Origin of the sequence: Catenulispora acidiphila DSM 44928 (genome assembly GCF_000024025.1) — a bacterium.
In the GTDB taxonomy this organism is placed as follows: domain Bacteria; phylum Actinomycetota; class Actinomycetes; order Streptomycetales; family Catenulisporaceae; genus Catenulispora; species Catenulispora acidiphila.
On record NC_013131.1, the window covers coordinates 5,477,753 to 5,495,364 of the forward strand.

The 17,612-nt window shown below is 71.2% G+C and carries 12 protein-coding genes; 9 read left to right on the top strand and 3 right to left on the bottom strand.

From position 1 onward, the window contains the following. The first annotated feature begins 75 nt into the window (after positions 1-75). From CACI_RS23785 to CACI_RS23810, 6 genes are all read left to right on the top strand, one after another. Positions 76-555 (top strand): RrF2 family transcriptional regulator, encoded by a 480-nt coding sequence (locus CACI_RS23785; protein ID WP_015793398.1) that lies wholly within the window; start codon positions 76-78, stop codon positions 553-555. 97 nt (positions 556-652) lie between these two features. Continuing rightward, positions 653-1,909, top strand: a complete 1,257-nt coding sequence (locus tag CACI_RS23790; protein WP_015793399.1) for an MFS transporter — start codon at positions 653-655, stop codon at positions 1,907-1,909. Then, complete coding sequence (locus tag CACI_RS23795) at positions 1,906-3,525, top strand: beta-N-acetylhexosaminidase (RefSeq protein ID WP_190276627.1); 1,620 nt, start codon at positions 1,906-1,908, stop codon at positions 3,523-3,525. The genes CACI_RS23790 and CACI_RS23795 overlap by 4 nt, the downstream gene beginning before the upstream one ends. Positions 3,526-3,604: 79 nt before the next feature. Next, on the top strand, positions 3,605-6,601 hold the full coding sequence (locus tag CACI_RS23800; protein WP_015793401.1) for an FtsX-like permease family protein: 2,997 nt from the start codon (positions 3,605-3,607) through the stop codon (positions 6,599-6,601). Positions 6,602-7,041: 440 nt separating this feature from the next. Further along, the gene (locus CACI_RS23805) at positions 7,042-8,439 is read left to right on the top strand and encodes an ammonium transporter (RefSeq protein ID WP_015793402.1); all 1,398 of its coding nucleotides are present in this window, start codon (positions 7,042-7,044) and stop codon (positions 8,437-8,439) included. Beyond that, positions 8,436-8,774 (top strand): P-II family nitrogen regulator, encoded by a 339-nt coding sequence (locus tag CACI_RS23810; RefSeq protein ID WP_015793403.1) that lies wholly within the window; start codon positions 8,436-8,438, stop codon positions 8,772-8,774. Before CACI_RS23805 ends, CACI_RS23810 begins: the two co-directional genes overlap by 4 nt. Positions 8,775-8,875: 101 nt before the next feature. On the opposite strand, the gene CACI_RS23815 is transcribed toward CACI_RS23810, so the two are convergent. Beyond that, a complete protein-coding gene (locus CACI_RS23815) occupies positions 8,876-9,427 on the bottom strand; it encodes an RICIN domain-containing protein (protein ID WP_015793404.1) in 552 nt (183 codons plus the stop codon). A 254-nt stretch (positions 9,428-9,681) separates the two neighbouring features. Between CACI_RS23815 and CACI_RS53910 the strand changes: the two genes are divergently transcribed. After that, positions 9,682-12,282, top strand: coding sequence for an AAA family ATPase (locus CACI_RS53910; protein ID WP_015793405.1), 2,601 nt, complete (start codon positions 9,682-9,684; stop codon positions 12,280-12,282). A gap of 66 nt (positions 12,283-12,348) precedes the next feature. Here CACI_RS53910 and CACI_RS23825 read toward each other — a convergent pair whose 3' ends face one another. After that, positions 12,349-14,037 carry an AMP-binding protein gene (locus tag CACI_RS23825; protein WP_015793406.1) on the bottom strand — a complete coding sequence of 563 codons (1,689 nt, stop codon included), beginning with the start codon at positions 14,035-14,037 and terminating at the stop codon, positions 12,349-12,351. Between the two features lie 220 nt (positions 14,038-14,257). Beyond that, positions 14,258-15,883 carry an AMP-binding protein gene (locus CACI_RS23830; RefSeq protein WP_015793407.1) on the bottom strand — a complete coding sequence of 542 codons (1,626 nt, stop codon included), beginning with the start codon at positions 15,881-15,883 and terminating at the stop codon, positions 14,258-14,260. Positions 15,884-16,053: 170 nt separating this feature from the next. Here CACI_RS23830 and CACI_RS23835 point away from each other — a divergent pair, with 170 nt between their 5' ends. Continuing rightward, positions 16,054-16,965, top strand: coding sequence for an esterase/lipase family protein (locus CACI_RS23835; RefSeq protein ID WP_015793408.1), 912 nt, complete (start codon positions 16,054-16,056; stop codon positions 16,963-16,965). Positions 16,966-16,997: 32 nt separating this feature from the next. Then, positions 16,998-17,606 carry an AAA family ATPase gene (locus CACI_RS23840; RefSeq protein WP_015793409.1) on the top strand — a complete coding sequence of 203 codons (609 nt, stop codon included), beginning with the start codon at positions 16,998-17,000 and terminating at the stop codon, positions 17,604-17,606. Positions 17,607-17,612 lie beyond the last annotated feature (6 nt).

Consider the following 17,612-nt stretch of genomic DNA (forward strand, 5'->3'; position numbering starts at 1 on the left):
GCTGGGCCAGGAGCTCGAAGAAGGCAGCAGCGCCTCGCGCTGCGCTCGCTAATCGAGATGTGTAGTATCCCGGTTATGCAGATGGGCGAGGGCGTCGAATGGGGGTTGCACTGCCTGCTGGCGCTGGCTTGGTTGGAGGAGCACACGCCGGTGGCGACGGGGCGGTTGGCGGAGATCTTCGAGCTGCCGCCGGAGTACCTGAAGAAGCGGTTGCAGCCGTTGGTGCGGGCTGGGATTCTCGCCTCCTCTCCCGGTGCTCGGGGTGGGTATGCGCTGGCGCGGCGGCCGGAGGAGATCACGCTGATGGATGTCGTGGCTGCGGTTGAGGGGCGGGAGGAGGCGTTCCGGTGCACCGAGATCCGGAAGCAGGGGGCGGGGGCGTTGGCTGAGGCTGACGAGTTCGGTGAGCCCTGCGGTATCGCGAAGGCCATGCGGCGCGCTGAGATGGCGTGGCGGCGGGAGTTGGCTGCGCAGACCGTCGCCGATGTCATGGGGCTCGCCTCTGGTGGCGCGCCGGCTCGGGTGCGGCGCTTCTATCAGGACATCACGCTCTAGCCGACAGGCATCTGTCAGGCATCAGTCAGGCATCACTAGCCACTGAACGCGCCCGGTCGGTCGTCGCCGGCCGGGCTCTTGCGAAAGGTAATTCAGGATGTCTAGTGTCTCGATACGATCGGCCGAGGACTCCAGTGCCTCTATCGCTTCCTCGGGAGGAGGCGGTGACGGCGGGCTTGGTCGCACGCTCGTCCTCGCGCTCGGCACGTTCGCGGTGGGCACCGATGCCTTCGTCCTGGCCGGTTTCCTTCCTGACGTCGCAGCCTCCTTGCACACCTCCACCGCGAGCGCGGGGCAGGCGGTGACCGTCTTCGCCGCCGCCTACGCGGTCGCCTCGCCGGTGGTCGCGACGCTCACCGCGCGCTTCCCGCGCCGTCTGCTGCTGGTCGCGGCGCTGATCGTGCTGGCCGCTGCCAATGCGGCGTCCGCGCTCGCGCCGAACCTGCCGCTGCTGCTCGCCGCTCGGGTTCTCGCGGCGGCGGGAGCGGCGGGGTACACGCCGACCGCCGGGGCGGTGACGGCTGCGCTCGTGCGGCCCGAGATGCGCGGGCGGGCGCTGGCGGTCGTGGTCGGCGGGTTGACGGTGGCGACGGCGCTCGGCGTGCCGCTCGGGGATGCGGCCGGCGCGGTGATGGGCTGGCGCGCGGCGCTCGGGCTCGTCGCAGCGCTCTGTCTGCTCACTGCGATCGCCGCGGCCGTCCTGATGCCGACGCTGCCCGGCTCGGCGCCGGTTCCGCTCGCGGCGCGGTTGGCTGCGCTGCGGCGGCCCGGGGTCGCGAGCGTGCTGCCGTTGACCGTTCTGGGCATGGCGGCTGCGTACACCGTCTACGCCTATGCCATTCCGGCGCTGCACGCGCTGGGCATCGCCGATGGCGCGACGGCATGGATCCTTGCGGCGTACGGCGCGGGGGCGATCCTCGGCAACCTGGCTGCCGGTATCGCTGCGGATCGTCTCGGGCCGACGCGGGTCCTCGTGGTCGGATACGCGCTGATGGCGATGACGTTGGCGACTTTCGCGGTGCTCGCGGTGGCCAAGGTGCACGCTCCGGCGCTCGTCGCGGTGCTCGCGATCACATGGGGCGCCTCTACGTGGTGTCAGACTCCGCCGCAGCAGCATCGGTTGTTCAGCGCCGCGCCGAGCGAAGCCCCGCTGCTTATGGCGCTGAACGCCTCGGCGATCTATGTCGGCATCGGTATCGGGACTGCTGCGGGCGGGCTGCTGGTCGCCTCCGGTGCCGCGTGGATGTTCACGATCGCTGCGATCGTGGCGTGCCTCGCGCTCGGATGGCTCGCCGCGACCGCAACCGCAACCGGTCACAAGGCAACCCGCCGGTGGTCTACCCTCGCCAGGTGACCGGCCGACCCCCCATGCCGCGGACCGCAGCGGCTCTCAGCACCTGCGCCGCCCTCCTTGCTCTGGCCGCGTGCGGCGGCGGGAGCAGCGGGACGAAGAGTTCCGTCCCGCCTGCCAGCACGAACGGCAGTAGTTCCGCGCCGTCAGTCCCCTTGTCGCCGGCAGATCCGGCCGCGCTGGAGCGGGTCGTTCCCGAGCCGGCCGGCATCACGGCGGCTGCCGGGACGTTCACCCTGACGAGTGCCACCGCGATCCACGCCTCGTCCGGCGCCGAGCCGGTCGCCGCCGACCTCGCCGCGTATCTCAAGCAGCAGACCGGGCTGGCGCCGGCTGTATCGCAAAGCCCTGATGCGGCGATCCAGCTTGTGCTGCAGCCCAGCGGCGGCGATCCGTCGCTGGGCACCGAGGGCTACACGCTGGTGATCGGTCCGAGCTCGGTCAAGCTCACGGCGGCTACTGACGCAGGGCTCTTCCATGGTGTGCAGACCGTGCGGCAGCTGCTTGTCGGCGCCAAGCTCCAGGACGGGACGATCACCGACCACCCGCGATTCGCTTATCGCGGCGTGATGTTGGATGTGGCGCGGCACTTCTACAGCGTCGCGGACGTGAAGGCTTATATCGACGCCGCCGCGTTGTACAAGGTCAACGAGTTCCACCTGCACCTGACCGACGACCAGGGCTGGCGGTTCGCCGTGCCGGGGTGGCCGAAGCTGACGTCGGTGGGCGCGGCGACGCAGGTCGGCGGCGGCGTCGGCGGGTCGTATTCGGCGGCTGATCTGAAGGAGATCGTCGATTACGCGGCGTCGCGCTACATGACCGTGATTCCGGAGATCGACATGCCGGGGCACGTCGGCGCTGCGGTGTACGCCTACCCTTCGCTGGCGTGCGACGGTCGGCACCACGGTCCGGTGACGAGCGTATCGCCGGCGTACGACTCGCTGTGCACGTCGAGCGAATCAACATACAGATTTGTCGATACAGCGACCAAAGCCGCCGCCGACGCCACCCCCGGCGCGACCTACCTGCACATGGGCGGCGACGAGGCGCAGGCACTGAGCCTGACGCAGTACAACGCCTTCGTCGCGAAGACACAGAATCTCGTGGCAGGGCACGATCGCACGCCGATCGCCTGGGCCGAAGCCGGTACCGCAACCCTGCTGCCGCAGACGGTGCTGGAGTACTGGAACACCGCGCAGCCGCAGCCCTACGTCCTCCAGGCCGCCGCCAAGGGCACCAAGCTCATCATGGCGCCGGGCAACCACGCCTACCTGGACCAGCAGCCGGTCGCCGGATTCCGCGTCGGCCTGCACTGGGCCGGCTACGTGCCGGTGTCGAAGGCCTACGACTGGGATCCGGTGACCGTCCTGCCCGGCATCGCGCCCTCGGCGGTACTCGGCGTCGAGGCACCGCTGTGGAGCGAGACCGTGAAGAACCTCGCCGACGCCGAAACCCTCGCCTACCCCCGCCTCCCCGCCATCGCCGAAATCGGTTGGTCGGCACCGAACACCCACGACTGGCAGCGATTCTCGAAGAGGCTGGCAGCGCAGGCTCCCCTGTGGGACAAGCTGGGGATCGCTTACTACAAGTCGCCGGAAGTGCCTTGGGGGTCGGGGTAGCCAGCTGCCGCTTTCGGGTGGCGGACCCAAACGATCTACGCATTCCGCACGATGCAGGCCTCGAACATAGCCGGTAGTCATGGACGTCATGATCTGGAAGGTCGCCGTGCGTATCGCACGTCGCGAGGCGGTGCGTCACAAGGGGCGGTCGGCACTGGTGGCGGCCATGTTGGCGTTGCCCGTGGCGGGGGCGAGTGCGGCTGACACGCTGTACCACACCACCAAGTTGACCACGGTGGAGCAGGTGCGGCGGGACATCGGGCGGTCCGATGCGCTGGTGTCGTTTGTGGCGCCGGTGCCGATCGAGCAGATGCCGGACGGGTCCGTGCCGGTGCCTCCGCAGGCGGCCGGGATGCTCGCGGGGGCGTTGCAGGGCGCGCAGATCGCTTCGCCGGTGGACGATGGGGCGCTGCCGCCGGGGTCGCGGGTCATCCCGATGCCGGCGCCGCAGGAGTTGCGGATCAGTTCGCCGCAGGGTGCTTATTCGGTGCAGGGCGCTGAGCGGGATCTGGCCAGCCCGCTGCTCGATGGGCTCTATGTGAAGAAGGCCGGGCGCGCGCCAAGCGCCAAGGGCGAGGTGACGCTGTCCACCTCGATGCTCTCCGAGCTGAACAAGCACGTCGGCGACCAGGTGAGTGCCGAGTTTCTCAGTGCCGGGGAGCAGCCCGGGTCTGACGGTCGGCTGCCGGAGCATCAGCTGACCATCGTCGGCGAGTACGACGACCCCACGCACCTGGACGCCGACCGCCTCGTCGCCTATCCCGGCACGCTGCCCAGCGCGCCGGGCGATCCAGGTCCGTCGCAGTGGCTCGCGCAGGTGCCCGGCGGGCTCGACTGGGCGCAGGTGCAGAAGCTGAATCAGAGCGGGTACTCCGCCGAGTCGCTGCTGGTCGCCGAGAACCCGCCGCCGGATTCCGCGGTCCCGCTGATGCGGCACTACACCGCGGCGTCGGTGGGCAGCAGCCGGCTGACGCAGGCGCTGGTCGCGGTGGGGGCGCTCGGCGTCGTCATGGCGCTGCTGGAGGTCGTGCTGCTGGCCGGGCCGGCGTTCGCGGTGGGGGCGCGCAAGCGGCGGCGGGACTTCGGGCTGATGGGTGCCGCCGGCGCCGATCAGCGGATGGTGCGGGCGGTGGTGCTGGCCGACGGGCTGGTGCTGGGTGCCGTCGGCGGGGTCGTCGGGGCGCTGGCCGGGATCGGGTTGGGGCGGCTGGCGCTGCCGGAGGCTGTGAGTCTCACACACCGCGAGCCGGGGGCGTTCCGGATCGCGCCGGGCGATCTGGCCGGGGCGGCGCTGATCGGCGTGGCGACCGGGCTGATCGCGGCGCTGATCCCGGCCGTCATCACCGGGCGGCAGTCGGTGTTGCAGGCGCTGACGGGTGGCCGGCGCGGGGCGCGCGGCGTGCCGTGGAAGCTCGCGGTGTTCGGCGTGCTGATCCTCGGCGCCGGGATGGCCGCGACCGGTTACGCCGTCTACCAGCCCGGGATCCACACCGTACCGCTGGTCGCGGGAATCGCCGTGTGCGAACTCGGCGTGGTGGCGTGCACGCCGCTGCTGGTCGCGCTGACCGGCAAACTGGGGCGGATGCTGCCGCTGACCGGGCGGATGGCGCTGCGCGACAGTGCCCGCAACCGGGGTCGCACCGCGCCGGCCGTCGCGGCGATCCTGGCCGCCGTCGCCGGCTCGACCGCCGTGGCGACGCTGCTGGCCACCAACGACGCCCGCGACCGCGCGCAGTATCACAGCACTCTGCGTCCCGGGCAGGTGGCGCTGATGTTCGGCAGGCAGGCGGGCCAGACGGGCCAGACGGGGCAGGGAGGCCTGAGCGACCAAGGCAGCCAGTTCGCGTTGTCCTCCAGCGACCCGACCGACCCGAACAGCCCGAACGGACCCGCCGGAGCCGCCGGAGCCGCCGGAGCCGCCGGAGCCGCCGGCAAGCCGATCGACACCGCCAAGGCGATCGCCGCGATCAGCGCCACGCTGCCGGTCCGCTCCGCCGCGGTGATCCCGACGCAGGACTACACCGGCTTCCTGCCGCTGAACATCGTCGTCAAGCGCACCGTGGCGAACGACTGCCCCTTCTTCGGCAACGGAGACGGCGCGATCACCTTCCCCTCGGGCCAGGACAGCGAGTCGATGATCCAGGCCGATCCGCGCTGCGTGGCGGCGTTCAGCGGCGGGCAGGTCGTGCCCGGGGACGCCGCGACGCTGCGCGCGCTCACCGGAACCGTCGATCCGCAGGCTGAGAAGGTGCTCGCCGCGGGCGGCATGGTGGTGTTCAGCCCGTACGACCTCACCGGCGACGGCGTCTCGACCATCGCCCTGCAGCGCAACTGCCCGCCGTCGGACGACAGCGTGCCGGACGTCGTCCGCGACCAGTTCGCGCCCTTCTGCAGCGGACCGGCGCCGAAGCCGCTGACCCTGCCGGCGGCGGTGGCCAAGACCAAGGACGGCAGTGCGGTCAACGGTGTCAGAGCTCTGATTCCGGCGTCGGCGGCGGCCGGCTACGGCATGAAGTACATGCCGTCGATGATCCTGTTCGACACCACGCGCATGCCGACCAAGGCCGAAGAAGAGCGCGCGAACGCCGCCGCCGAGGCTCTGGGCACCACCGCGCTGCTGAAGGTCGAGCGCGGCTACCAGGGCGGCAACGACACCACCATGCTGGCGCTGGCCGCCGTCGCCGCGTTCGTCACGCTCGGCGCCGCGGCGATCTCCACCGGTCTGGCCATCACCGACGGCCAAGCCGACCTGGAGACGCTGGCCGCGGTCGGCGCGCGCCCGCGCGTGCGGCGCACCCTGGCCGGCTCGCAGGCCTCGATCACCGCCGCGATGGGCGCGGTGTTGGGCTCGGCGACCGGTCTGGTCCCGGCGGTGGCGGTGGTCGAGGCACGGTCGCACAGCTTCGTGCAGTCGGCGCTGGAGGGCCGGGCGGACCGCGGCGTCCACGCCCAGAGTTACCTCGCAGTCCCCTGGTGGTTCCTGCTCGGCACGATCGTGATCGTTCCGATGCTAGCCGGGATCGGTGCGGTGCTGGTGACGCGCTCGAAGGTAGAGATTCGGCGACGACGGGGGTAGGCAGGGTCCGGCGCGGGCATTTGGAGAGCGGCCGGATGGCGCGCGCCTGGCGGGCGCGCCATCCGGTTTAATAGATCAAGAATAACAGGGCGCTTCCGCGAAGACACAAGGCGTGACGGGCAGCCGAGTCTGCCCGCCCTCGCAACCGAGGGATATGTACCGGTTGCGAATTCTTACGGCCCTGTAAACGGATCCTCACGACCCGCAACCACTCCGATCATGGAACGTGGACCGCGGCTGCTTGAAGCCACGACGAACGCCGCCCCAGATCTCATCTGTCGAAACAAGTTCACCTAGCTGTAACACGCCACCGCGAACTGTCATCTGTCGGAAACACGCGATGGCGCCGCCGGAAACGGCGCGCCGCGAATCTCCTGAGCGACATCTCTTCGCCGGGGCGCTCGGACCGGCGGCGAGCCCGGTTCGAGGCGGGGGTGACGATGCCATCGGCGTTCAACAGCGGGGACACCGCTTGGGTGCTCGCGAGTTCGGCAATGGTGCTGCTCATGACGCCGGCTCTGGCGTTCTTCTACGGCGGCATGGTCCGCGCGAAGAGCGTTTTGAACATGCTCATGATGAACTTCATAGCCATCGCGGTCGTCACCGTGGCGTGGGTTCTGTACGGCTGGTCGGTCGCCTTCGGCAACGTCGGCGCCGGCAAGGGCGGCGGCAACGGTTTGTGGGGCGGTCTGCACCAGTGGGCGCTGCACGACATCGGGATGGGCTTCGGCACCTCCCCCGGCGGCGGCGCGGCGGGCGGCGGCTCGCTGTTCGGCACGACCGGGGTGCCGACCATCGCCGTCGTGTGCTTCCAGCTGATGTTCGCGATCATCACCCCGGCGCTGATATCCGGGGCGATCGCCGACCGGACGAAGTTCGTCGGCTGGACCGTCTACGTGGCCGCCTGGGTCACGATCGTCTACTTCCCGGTCGCGCACTGGGTGTTCTCCCCCAACGGCTTCATCTTCTGGAAGCTGCACGTCATGGACTTCGCCGGCGGCACCGCCGTGGAGATCAACTCCGGCGCCGCGGGTCTGGCGATGGCCCTGGTCCTGGGCAAGCGGATCGGCTACCGGCGCGATCCGATGCGCCCACACAACGTGCCGCTGGTGATGCTCGGCGCCGGGCTGCTGTGGTTCGGCTGGTTCGGGTTCAACGCCGGCTCCGCGCTGGCGGCCAACGGCCAGGCCTCGATGGTGTTCGTCAACACCCAGATCGCCGGCTGCACCGCGATGGTCGGCTGGCTGATCGCCGAGAAGATCCAGCACGGCACGTTCACCTCGCTGGGCGCGGCCTCCGGCGCGATCGCCGGTCTGGTGGCCATCACCGGTTCCTGCGCCTCGGTGTCGCCGCTGGGCGCGCTGTTCGTCGGGCTGATCGCCGGATTCGTGTGCTGCTACGCGGTGAACCTCAAGCACCGGTTCGGCTTCGACGACTCCCTGGACGTGGTCGGCGTGCACCTGGTCGGCGGCATCGTGGGCGTGCTGCTGATCGGTCTGTTCGCCACCAAGGAGATGGCCGGCGGGTTCATCAACGGCGCGAGGGCCGGCCTGTTCTACGGCGGCGGCTTCACGCAGTTGGGCCGGCAGGCCGAGGGCGCCGGCATCGTCTTCCTGTACTCCTTCGTGCTCTCGCTGCTCCTGGGCTTCGCCGTGCACAAGACCATCGGCCTGCGGATCTCGGCCGAGGCGGAGGTCGAGGGCATCGACGGCGCCGAGCACTCCGAGACCGCCTACGACTGGGGACGGCTGGCCGGTTCGCTGCGCACCGCCCTGACCGACCATGATGAGCACGCGGCCAAGCAGCCGGTCCAGGGTGGGGAGAGTGTGAGCACATGAAGCTGATCACCGCGGTCATCAAGCCGTTCAAGCTCGACGAGGTGAAGAACGCCCTGCGCAGCTTCGGCGTCCACGGCATCACGATCACCGAGGTCAGCGGCTCCGGCCGGCAGCGCGGCCACACCGAGGTCTACCGCGGCGCGGAGTACACCGTCGACCTGGTCCCGAAGGTCCGCATCGAGGTGCTGTGCGAGGACGAGGACACCGACGACTTGGTGAACGTGATCGTCAAGGCCGCCACCACCGGCAAGATCGGCGACGGCAAGGTGTGGGTGACGCCGGTCGAGGACGTGGTGCGGGTGCGCACCGGCGAGCACGGTGGCAGCGCTCTGTAGGCCTCGGCCATGCCGGAGCACGCGGGTTCGGGCCGTCCCCCCGGCAGTCCCGAACCCGCGCTTTCAACCGGTGATCACTTGCGCGGCTGTGCCGGCACTCCTCACGCGAAGCCGATGACCCAGCGCTGCGCGAGGGTCCCGTTGCAGCCCCACAGCTGTATCTGCAGGCCGGCCTGCTTGGAGGCTCCCGGCACGTCCATGCAGTACCCGGTGTTGCGCCAGCCGATCTTCGACTCCACGGACGTCACGTTGGGCAGCGAGGCGGTGTTGAACAGCTCGTTGCTGACCGAGCGGCAGGAGCTCAGCCCGAACGGGGCGCCGTTCTCCGCCGTGATGAAGGCGTTCAGGCACGCGCCGCTCGCCTGGTTGAGGAAGTCGTAGCCACCGTGGCTGTCGCTGATGTACTGCCAGCCCTGCATGGCGCTGCCGTCGCAGGGCTCCTGCACGACCGGGGAGTTCACCACCGGGTTCACCGGCTGCAGGCACATGCTGTTGCCGACGTTCTGGATCGGGTTGAAGACGCCCGCGAAGGGCTTGATGTGGCCGGCGGAGGCCGAGGAGGCCTGAGCCACCGCTCCGCCGCCGGAGACCACGGCGGCGGCCAGGGTCGCCACCGACGCCACCAGGCCGAGCTTGCGGCGAGACACGTTCATGTCGTCGTTCCTCTCTGTCAGGGATCTGAGAACGGTCGGCCGGAGGGCTTCGCACAGCCATCGCCCCGCCCGCTCGCCGTTCACGTTATGGCTGGTCAGGGCTGCTCCAGATCGGGAACGGCTCCCTATATTCGGCCCGAGCACTCCCTATAGACCGCGCCCGGCGACGTCAGGGACTTCCCGGGTCGGCGAATCAGACCTCGATATCAGGGCTCTTGGTACCGTGAGAGGTCCACACGACAAGGGGGAGACGCGTGGGCGAGGTTTCTGCGGGCGTGCCACTGGTGGAGCGGGACTCCCAGTTAGCTGAACTGGTCCGGTACGTACAGGAGGCGGCACAGGGCGCCGGGCGTCTGATCCTGGTCTCGGGCGAGGCCGGGGTGGGGAAATCGGCGCTGCTGGCGGCGGCACGGCGGGAGGTGACCGCCGCGCGGTGGTCGTGGAGCTCTTGCGACGGGTTGTTCATCCCGCAGCCGCTGGGTCCGTTGTTCGACGTGGCCGGGCAGCTTGGCGGCGCGCTGGCGGAGCGCTGCGCGGCCGGCGGCGAGCGCGAGGACCTCTTCCGCGCGCTGGTGCGGGAGCTGGGATCGGCCGGGGTCCCCGACGTGGTGGTGGTCGAGGACGTGCACTGGGCCGACGAGGCCACCCTGGACCTGCTGCGGTTCCTGGGCCGCCGCCTGCGGGACGCGGCGGCGGCGGTGATCGTCACCTACCGCGACGACGAGGCCGGCGGCGACGCGCTCCGGGTCGCGCTGGGCGATCTGGCCGCGCAGCCCTCGACGCGCCGGATCGGCCTCACGCCCCTGTCTGCGGACGCGGTCCGGATCCTCGCCGAGGGCAGCGGATTCGCGCCGGACGCCGTGTTCCGGCTGACCGCGGGCAACCCGTTCTATGTCACGGAACTGCTGCAGGCGCAGACCCAAGGCGTGCCGGCGTCGGCGCGCGACGTGGCCCTGGCCCGGGCCGCCCGCCTGGACGCCTCCGCCCGCGGCGCCCTGGAGACCGCGGCACTGCTCGGCGCCAAAGTCGAGCTGCCGCTGCTGGCAGCGCTGAGCGACACCGCCGGGCTCGACGGGCTGCTGGCGTCCGGACTGCTGGTCGCCGACGGGATGTGGCTGTGCTTCCGCCATGAGATCGCGCGGCTCGCCGTCGCCGAGGCGGTGCCCGCGCATCGCTGTCTGCTAACCCACCGGCGGGCGCTGGAGGCGCTGTCCACGCAGGGCTGCGACGACCAGGCCCGGCTGGCCTACCACGCCGAGGGGGCGGGCGATGCCGTCGCGGTGCTGCGCCACGCCCCGGCGGCGGCCCGGCACGCCAGCCGGCTCGGTGCGCGGCCCGAAGCGGCCGCTCAGTTCGCCCGCGCGCTCCGGTTCGCCGACCGCGCCGAACCTGCCGAACGCGCGGACCTGAACGAAAAGCTCGCCGACGAACTCGTGCTGCTCGACCGCTGCCCGGAAGCCGAGGCTGCCGCACGGCAAGCTCTGGCGCTACGGCGCGAGATCGGCGACCGGCTCGGCGAGGGCGAGGCGCTGGCCCGGCTGTCGGGCATCACATGGAGTCTGAGCCGCAGCCAGGAAGCCGCCGCCTGGATGCGGGCCGCGCTCGTCGTCCTCGAACCGCTCGGGCCCACCGTCGAGCTCGCCGGAGCCTATGCGGCGCTGGCACAGCAGCGCCTTCTGTGCGCGGACTACGAGAACACGATCGTCCTGGCCCGTCGGGCGCGGGACCTGGCCGCCCACTTCGACGCCACCGCCGAGCTGAGCCTGGCGTTGAGCACCGAGGCGGCCGCCAGCGCCAAGCTGGGACGGGAGTGGTCGGACCTGATGCACCACGCCCTGAAGATCGCCCTGGCCGGCCGGCACCACGACCAGACGGCCCGCGCCTTCATCGCCCTGGGCAACATCAGCGAGAACCGGCTCCGGTTCGCCGACGCCGAGCGTTTCCTGGCCGAGGGAATCGCGTACTGCGACGAGCACGACATGACGTACCACAACATCTCGCTGCACAGCAGCCAGATGCACGTGTACGAACGCACCGGCCGCTGGGAGGAGGCCGTGGCCCTGGCCGAGCAGGTCCTCAGGGAGGCCGGCCCGTGGCCGATGGACCGCCACTGCGCCCTGGTCCGGCTCGGCACGATCATGGCCCGGCGCGGCACCGCGGGCTTCTGGCCGTATCTGGACGAGGCCGCCGCGACCTCCGACGCCGAGGGCAAACCGCCCTACCTGATCAAGTCCCGCCTGGCACGGGCCGAGGCCCACTGGCTCGCCGGCGATGCCGCCCAGGCCCGCAAGGCGGCGGAATCAGCGATCGGCCCGGGTACGGTGTGCAGCGCCACCGAACGCGGAGCGGTCGCGGTCTGGCTGCGGCGCACCGGTTCGCAGCGCTCGGTCCCGGGCGTGATCGCCGAGCCCTATCAGCACATGCTCGACGGCGATGCGGAGAAGGCGGCGGCGATGTGGGCCGAGCTGGGCTGCCCGTACGACGCCGGCCTGGCGCTGCTCGACTCGGGAGAGGAGCGGCTGCTGCACCAGGCCTACCGCATCTTCACCGACCTCGGCGCCACCGCCACCGCGCAGCTGCCGCGCCGCACGCTGCGCAGCCTGGGCGTCCGCGCCGTCCCCACCGGCCCGCGCGCCGCCACCCGCGAGCATCCCCTGGGCCTGACCCGCCGCCAGCACGACGTCCTCGGCCTCATCGCCGACGGGCACACCAACGCGCGGATCGCCGAGCAGCTGTTCATCTCGGCGAAGACCGTCGACCACCATGTATCGGCGATCCTCGCCAAGCTCCAGGCGCCGGACCGGGCCGCTGCCGGGCGGATCGCGCGGTCGGGGGTGCGGGCGACGGCGATGTGAGCTGTCACCGCACCGCACCGCACCGCACCGGGCCGATCGCCGATCCGAGGCGGTCGACTGTATCCGTCAGTCTCCAGCCAGCGACGGCGGCAGGTCGCGCACGACGACCTTTCCCGTCGCGTTGCGGGGCAGCGCGTCGACGAACACGACGTCGCGCGGCACCGCGTTGCCGGGCAGGTAGCGGGCCACGACGCCGCGCACCTGCGGCGCGGTCATCTCCGCGCCGGGGCGCACCACGACGTAGGCGGCGAAGCGCTGGCCCTCGTCGGCGTCGGGCACGCCGACCACCGCGGCCTCGCGGATGTCCTTCACCGAGGCCAGCAGGTCCTCCACGTCGCGCGGGAACAGCTGCTCGCCGGCGCACACGATCATGTCGGCGTCGCGGCCGTGGACGAACAGCCGGCCGGAGGAGTCCAGGTGGCCGCGGTCGTTGGTGGCCATGTAGCCCGAGCGGTGCTCCTTGGTGCCGCCGCTGGTGTAGCCCTCGAACAGCAGGGTGTTCCAGACGAAGATCCGGCCGGTGACGCCGCGGGGCACCACCTCGCCGCGCTCGTCGAGCACCTTCAGCCGGGAGTCCATCGGCGGGCGGCCGGCGGTGTTCGGGGCGATGCGCAGGTCCGCCGGTTCGGCGATCGCGGCCCAGGAGACCTCGGTGGAGCCGTAGAAGTTGTAGAGGACGTCACCGAAGACGTCCATGAACGCGGTGACCACCGGCGTCGGGATCGCCGAGCCGGAGGTCGCCACGACCCGCAGCGACGAGGCGTCGTAGGAGTCGCGCAACTCCGGCGGCAGCTCCATGATCCGCTGCAGGACCACCGGGACGCCGAACACGACCGCGCAGCGCCTCTCCTCAATCGCCTGCAGCGCGGCCTTGGGCTCGAAGCGGCGTTGCAGAACCAGGGTGTTGCGAAGCGCCATGCTGATCTGCAACCCGGCCAGACCCCACATGTGGAACAGCGGGGTGGCGACGAGCACTGATTCGCAGGCGCGCAGCGGTATTCGGGAGATCAGGCTCGCCGCCGCGGACAACCCCGGCGGGTTGGCGCGGTAGGCGCCTTTGGGCGCGCTGGTGGTGCCGGACGTCAGGACGATGAGACGGCCCGCGCGCTCCGGCGGGCGGCGCTTGGCGTCCGGGGCGGTGGCGATGACGTCGTCCACCGTGGCGGTCGCCACCCTGCGGTGCGCGGCCGGCTCGAAGGGGCGGCCGCTGCCCGGACCGGTGGACTCCGGCCAGGCGACCAGGAACGGCACGCCGAGCCGGGCGGCGGCGACGTGGTCGGCGAACTCGGCGTCGGCGATGATCGCGGCCGGTTCGTGCGCGCGCAGCACCTCGGCGGTGGCGCGCACGGTCAGGCCGGTGTTGACCAGGACCACGTCCGCGCCGAGTTCGGCGGCGGCGACCACGGCCTCGACGAACCAGGCGTGGTTCCGGCACAGCACCGCCACCCGGCTGCCCGGCGCGGCGCCGAGCTTCTCCAGGCCGTTGGCCAGCCGGACGGCGCGGCGGTGCACCTCGCGGTAGGTCACCGAGCGCCGTTCGTCGACCACTGCGACGCGGTGCGGCGAGCGGGCGGCGGCGGCGCGGTAGCCGCCGGCGACGGTGGCTCCCCAGCGCGCCAGGCTCAGCAGTTGGCGCAGGTTGCGGTCCGGGCGTGCCGGGCGCAGGACCCCGGAGCGGGTCAGGATGCGCATGACGCGCAGCTGGGTGCCCTTCGGGCCGGTGATCTCGCTGGGCTCGGCGCGGTTGGCGGACATGGCGGCGGTGCCCTCCTGTCGGGGTGACGGATGGCTGTGCGTGTGGGCGTGCAGTTTTCCGGTTCCGTTCAGGTGTCGGCCGGCCTGGGCGGTGGCCGGCGGCGCGGGCCTGTGCCGTGGTGGGGTGACGGCACGGGCCCGCGGACGGTGAAGAGCTCGGCAGCCGTTATCCCACTGCAGTGCCTTCATTCACCACTTGATTCACTCTTTAGTGTGAAGATCAGTCCGGGAGCAACCGGTTCACGACCTTGCCGGTGGCGTTGCGCGGCAACTCCTGAACGAAGTGCACGTCCCGGGGCACCGAGAAGCGCGCCAAACCCGCCTTCACCAGGGCCTTGACCTGGTCCTCGGTCATCGCCGCGCCGGGCAGCAGCGCGACGTAGGCGGCGAAGCGCTGTCCCCACTCGGGGTCCGGGACGCCGACCACCGCGCACTCGCGCACCCCGGGCTGCGCCGCGATCAGTTCCTCGACCTCGCGCGGGAAGACGTTCTCGCCGCCGGAGACGATCATGTCGTCGTCGCGGCCGGAGACGAACAGCAGGCCGTGGGTGTCCACGTAGCCGCGGTCGCCGGTGGCCATGTAGCCGTCGGCGGTCTCCTTGTTGGCGCCGTTGGTGTAGCCCTCGAAGAGCATGTCGTTCCAGACGAAGATGCGCCCGACGGTGCCGGTGGGGACCGGCTTGCCGGTGGCCACGTCGCGGATCACGATCTTGGAGCCCAGCGGCGGGCGGCCCGCCGTGGTCGGCGCCTGGCGCAGGTCCTTGGGGTCGGCGATGGAGGCCCAGGAGACCTCGGTGGAGCCGTAGAAGTTGTACAGGACCGGTCCGAAGGTATCGAGGAACCTGGTCACCGCCGCGGCCGGGATCGCCGAGCCGGACAGCGCCACGATGCGCAGCGTCGAGGTGTCGTACTTCTTGATCACGTCCTCGCCGAGGTCCAGCATCCGCTGCACCATCACCGGGACCGCGAACATCGCCGTGGCGCGCTTGGTCTGGATCGCCTTGAGCGTGGCCTCCGGATCGAACCGGCGCTGCATGATCAGTGTGGCCCGCAGCGGCATGCTGATCTGGAGCGCGGCCAGTCCCCAGGAGTGGAACATCGGCGCCGGTACCAGGATGCGCTCCCCGGCGTGCAGCGGGATGCGGCTCAGGATCGAGGCCGCGGCGCCGATGCCCGGCGGGTTGGGGCGGCGCGCGCCCTTCGGGGCGCCGGTGGTCCCTGAGGTCAGGACGATGATGCGGCCGGGCTTGGCCGGCGGCTTGCGGTGGGTGGCCGGGGCGGCGTCGATGACGTCGTCCAGGCTCAGCGCGACGGCCGCGCCGGGCTCGGGCCAGGCGTTGATCCGCAGCACGCCGTCCGGGCAGGCGGTGAGCACGCCGTCGAACTCCGAGTCGGCGATCACCGCCTTGGGCTGCTGCTCGGCGACGACCTGGGTCATCTGGCCGGCGGACAGGCCGGTGTTCAGCAGGACGGCGTCGACGCCGAGTTCGGCGCAGGCGATGAAGCAGATCACCATGCCGGCGTGGTTGCGGCACAGCAGCGCGACCTTGTCGCCGGGGGCGACGCCGCGCTCCTGCAGCCCGTTGGCCAGCCGGGTGGCCCGGGTGACGAGCTGCTTGTAGGTGAGGACCACGCGCTCGTCGATCACCGCCTCGGCGTTCGGGGTGCGCGCGGCGGCGGCGCGGAAGCCGCCGGCGATCGTCGCGCCCCAGGAGGCCAGCGCGCGCAGCTGCCCGACGCTGCGGTGCGGGGGTCCGGGGCGGATCACGCCGGCCCGTACCAGGGTCGCGGCCACCGCCAGGTGGGAGCCGCCGCCGTCGATGGTCGCGCCTGCCGGGCCGGGCATGGTCGGTACCTGCTTTCGTCCGTGGAACCAGGTCTTCTGGGAAGTTACCCTCCGGTAAATTGGAGCCGACGTCAATACCCGCCCCGCGGTGCGGCAGCCCCGGGGCCAGACGGGTGAATATCACGGTATTGAGAATGTACGGAAGCGCGCCGCGGGCCTAGAAAGGAGTCATGCGACCGCTTTTCCCTCGTCCTCGAACCCTGCGACGCCGAACCGCCCGACTGCTGGCCGCGGCCCTGCTCGCCAGCCCCGCGGCGGCGGCTTCGGCACCGGCGGACGCCGACACCGCCCCGGCCTTCTCCTCCGGTGTCAACGACTTCGGATGCCGGCCGAGCGTCGAGCATCCGCGCCCCCTGGTGTTGCTGCACGGGACTTTCGTGAACCCGGCCGAACAATGGCTGATCGGCGGTCCCTACTTCGCGAACCTCGGATACTGCGTGTTCGAGCTTGATTACGGCCAGTACGAAGGAATCCCGCTGGTACACGGGATCGCGCCGATCGAGCAGTCGGGCCGGCAGCTGGCCGCGTACGTGAATCGCGTCCTGGCGGCGACCGGCACGAGCCAGGTGGACATCCTCGGGCACTCCCAGGGCGGCGGGGCGCTGCCGCGCTACTACCTGAAGTTCCTCGGCGGCGCGCCGAAGGTGCACACGCTGGTCGGGATCGCGCCGACCAACCACGGCGGGACCGCCTCGGGCCTGTTCACGGTCGCGCAGCAGATCCCGGGGGCGACGCGGGTGATCGGGACGGCGTGCCCGGCGTGCGTGGAGCAGTTCGTCGGATCGGCGTTCAACCGGCGGCTCGACGCCGGCGGGGACACCGTGCCGGGGGTGCGGTACACGACGATCGTGACGCGCGACGACGAGCTGGTGACGCCGTACACGAACCAGTTCCTGACCGGTCCGGACGTGCACAACGTCGTGGTGCAGGACCTGTGTCCGCTGGACGTCTCGGACCACGTGCTGGTCGGTACCGTCGACGGCGTCGCCTTCCACGAGGCGGCGAACGCGCTGGACCCGGCGCACGCGACGCCGACGACGTGCGCGGATCTGCTCACCGGCGTGGTGGGGGCTGTGCTTTAAGCTCGGCGCTTTAAGCTCGGCGCGTGGCTGACATGGCTGACATGTGGGTGGTCGCCGGGGCTCCGGGCACCGGGAAGTCGACGGTGGCCGCGCTGCTCGCCGCGCGTCTGACGCCGGTTCCGGCCGTCTTGGACAAGGACACGATGTACCGCGGCTTCGCCTCGGAAGTGCTGGCCGCCGCCGGTCGCCCGTACGGCGAGCGCGAAGGCGCCTGGTACGACGAGCACGTGAAAGCCCACGAATACGGCGGGATGACCGCGACCGCCCGGGAGATCCGGGCGCTGGGCTGCCCGGTGATGCTGGTCGCGCCGTTCACCTCGCAGATCCGCGATCCGGCGCGCTGGGCGCGGTGGTGCGCCGAACTCGGTGGCGGGACGGTGCACCTGGTGTGGGTTCGCTGCCAGGTTTCGGCGCTGCGGTCGCGGATCGTGGCGCGCGGGCGGAATGAGGACTCTGCGAAGCTCGCAGACTTCGACGCCTGGGCCGCCGCGATCCGTGCTGACACTCCCCCGCCGGTGCCGCACCACGCGATCGACAACTCCGCGGACTCCACGGACTTTGCGAAAGCTGCCGACTCCGCAGGTCGGCATGATCACCTGCTCGCGGAGATTTCGGCGCTCGCCGAAGCCTTCGCCGCGTAGGGTTCC

Bases quoted from the DNA above. Each gene is read 5' to 3' on its own strand.
- CACI_RS23790 (WP_015793399.1), top strand. From the start codon at position 653: ATGTCTAGTGTCTCGATACGATCGGCCGAGGACTCCAGTGCCTCTATC.
- CACI_RS23840 (WP_015793409.1), top strand. From the start codon at position 16,998: ATGGCTGACATGTGGGTGGTCGCCGGGGCTCCGGGCACCGGGAAGTCG.
- CACI_RS23825 (WP_015793406.1), bottom strand. From the start codon at position 14,037: ATGTCCGCCAACCGCGCCGAGCCCAGCGAGATCACCGGCCCGAAGGGC.
- CACI_RS23810 (WP_015793403.1), top strand. From the start codon at position 8,436: ATGAAGCTGATCACCGCGGTCATCAAGCCGTTCAAGCTCGACGAGGTG.
- CACI_RS23785 (WP_015793398.1), top strand. From the start codon at position 76: ATGCAGATGGGCGAGGGCGTCGAATGGGGGTTGCACTGCCTGCTGGCG.
- CACI_RS23800 (WP_015793401.1), top strand. From the start codon at position 3,605: ATGGACGTCATGATCTGGAAGGTCGCCGTGCGTATCGCACGTCGCGAG.
- CACI_RS23830 (WP_015793407.1), bottom strand. From the start codon at position 15,883: ATGCCCGGCCCGGCAGGCGCGACCATCGACGGCGGCGGCTCCCACCTG.
- CACI_RS23835 (WP_015793408.1), top strand. From the start codon at position 16,054: ATGCGACCGCTTTTCCCTCGTCCTCGAACCCTGCGACGCCGAACCGCC.
- CACI_RS23805 (WP_015793402.1), top strand. From the start codon at position 7,042: ATGCCATCGGCGTTCAACAGCGGGGACACCGCTTGGGTGCTCGCGAGT.
- CACI_RS23815 (WP_015793404.1), bottom strand. From the start codon at position 9,427: ATGAACGTGTCTCGCCGCAAGCTCGGCCTGGTGGCGTCGGTGGCGACC.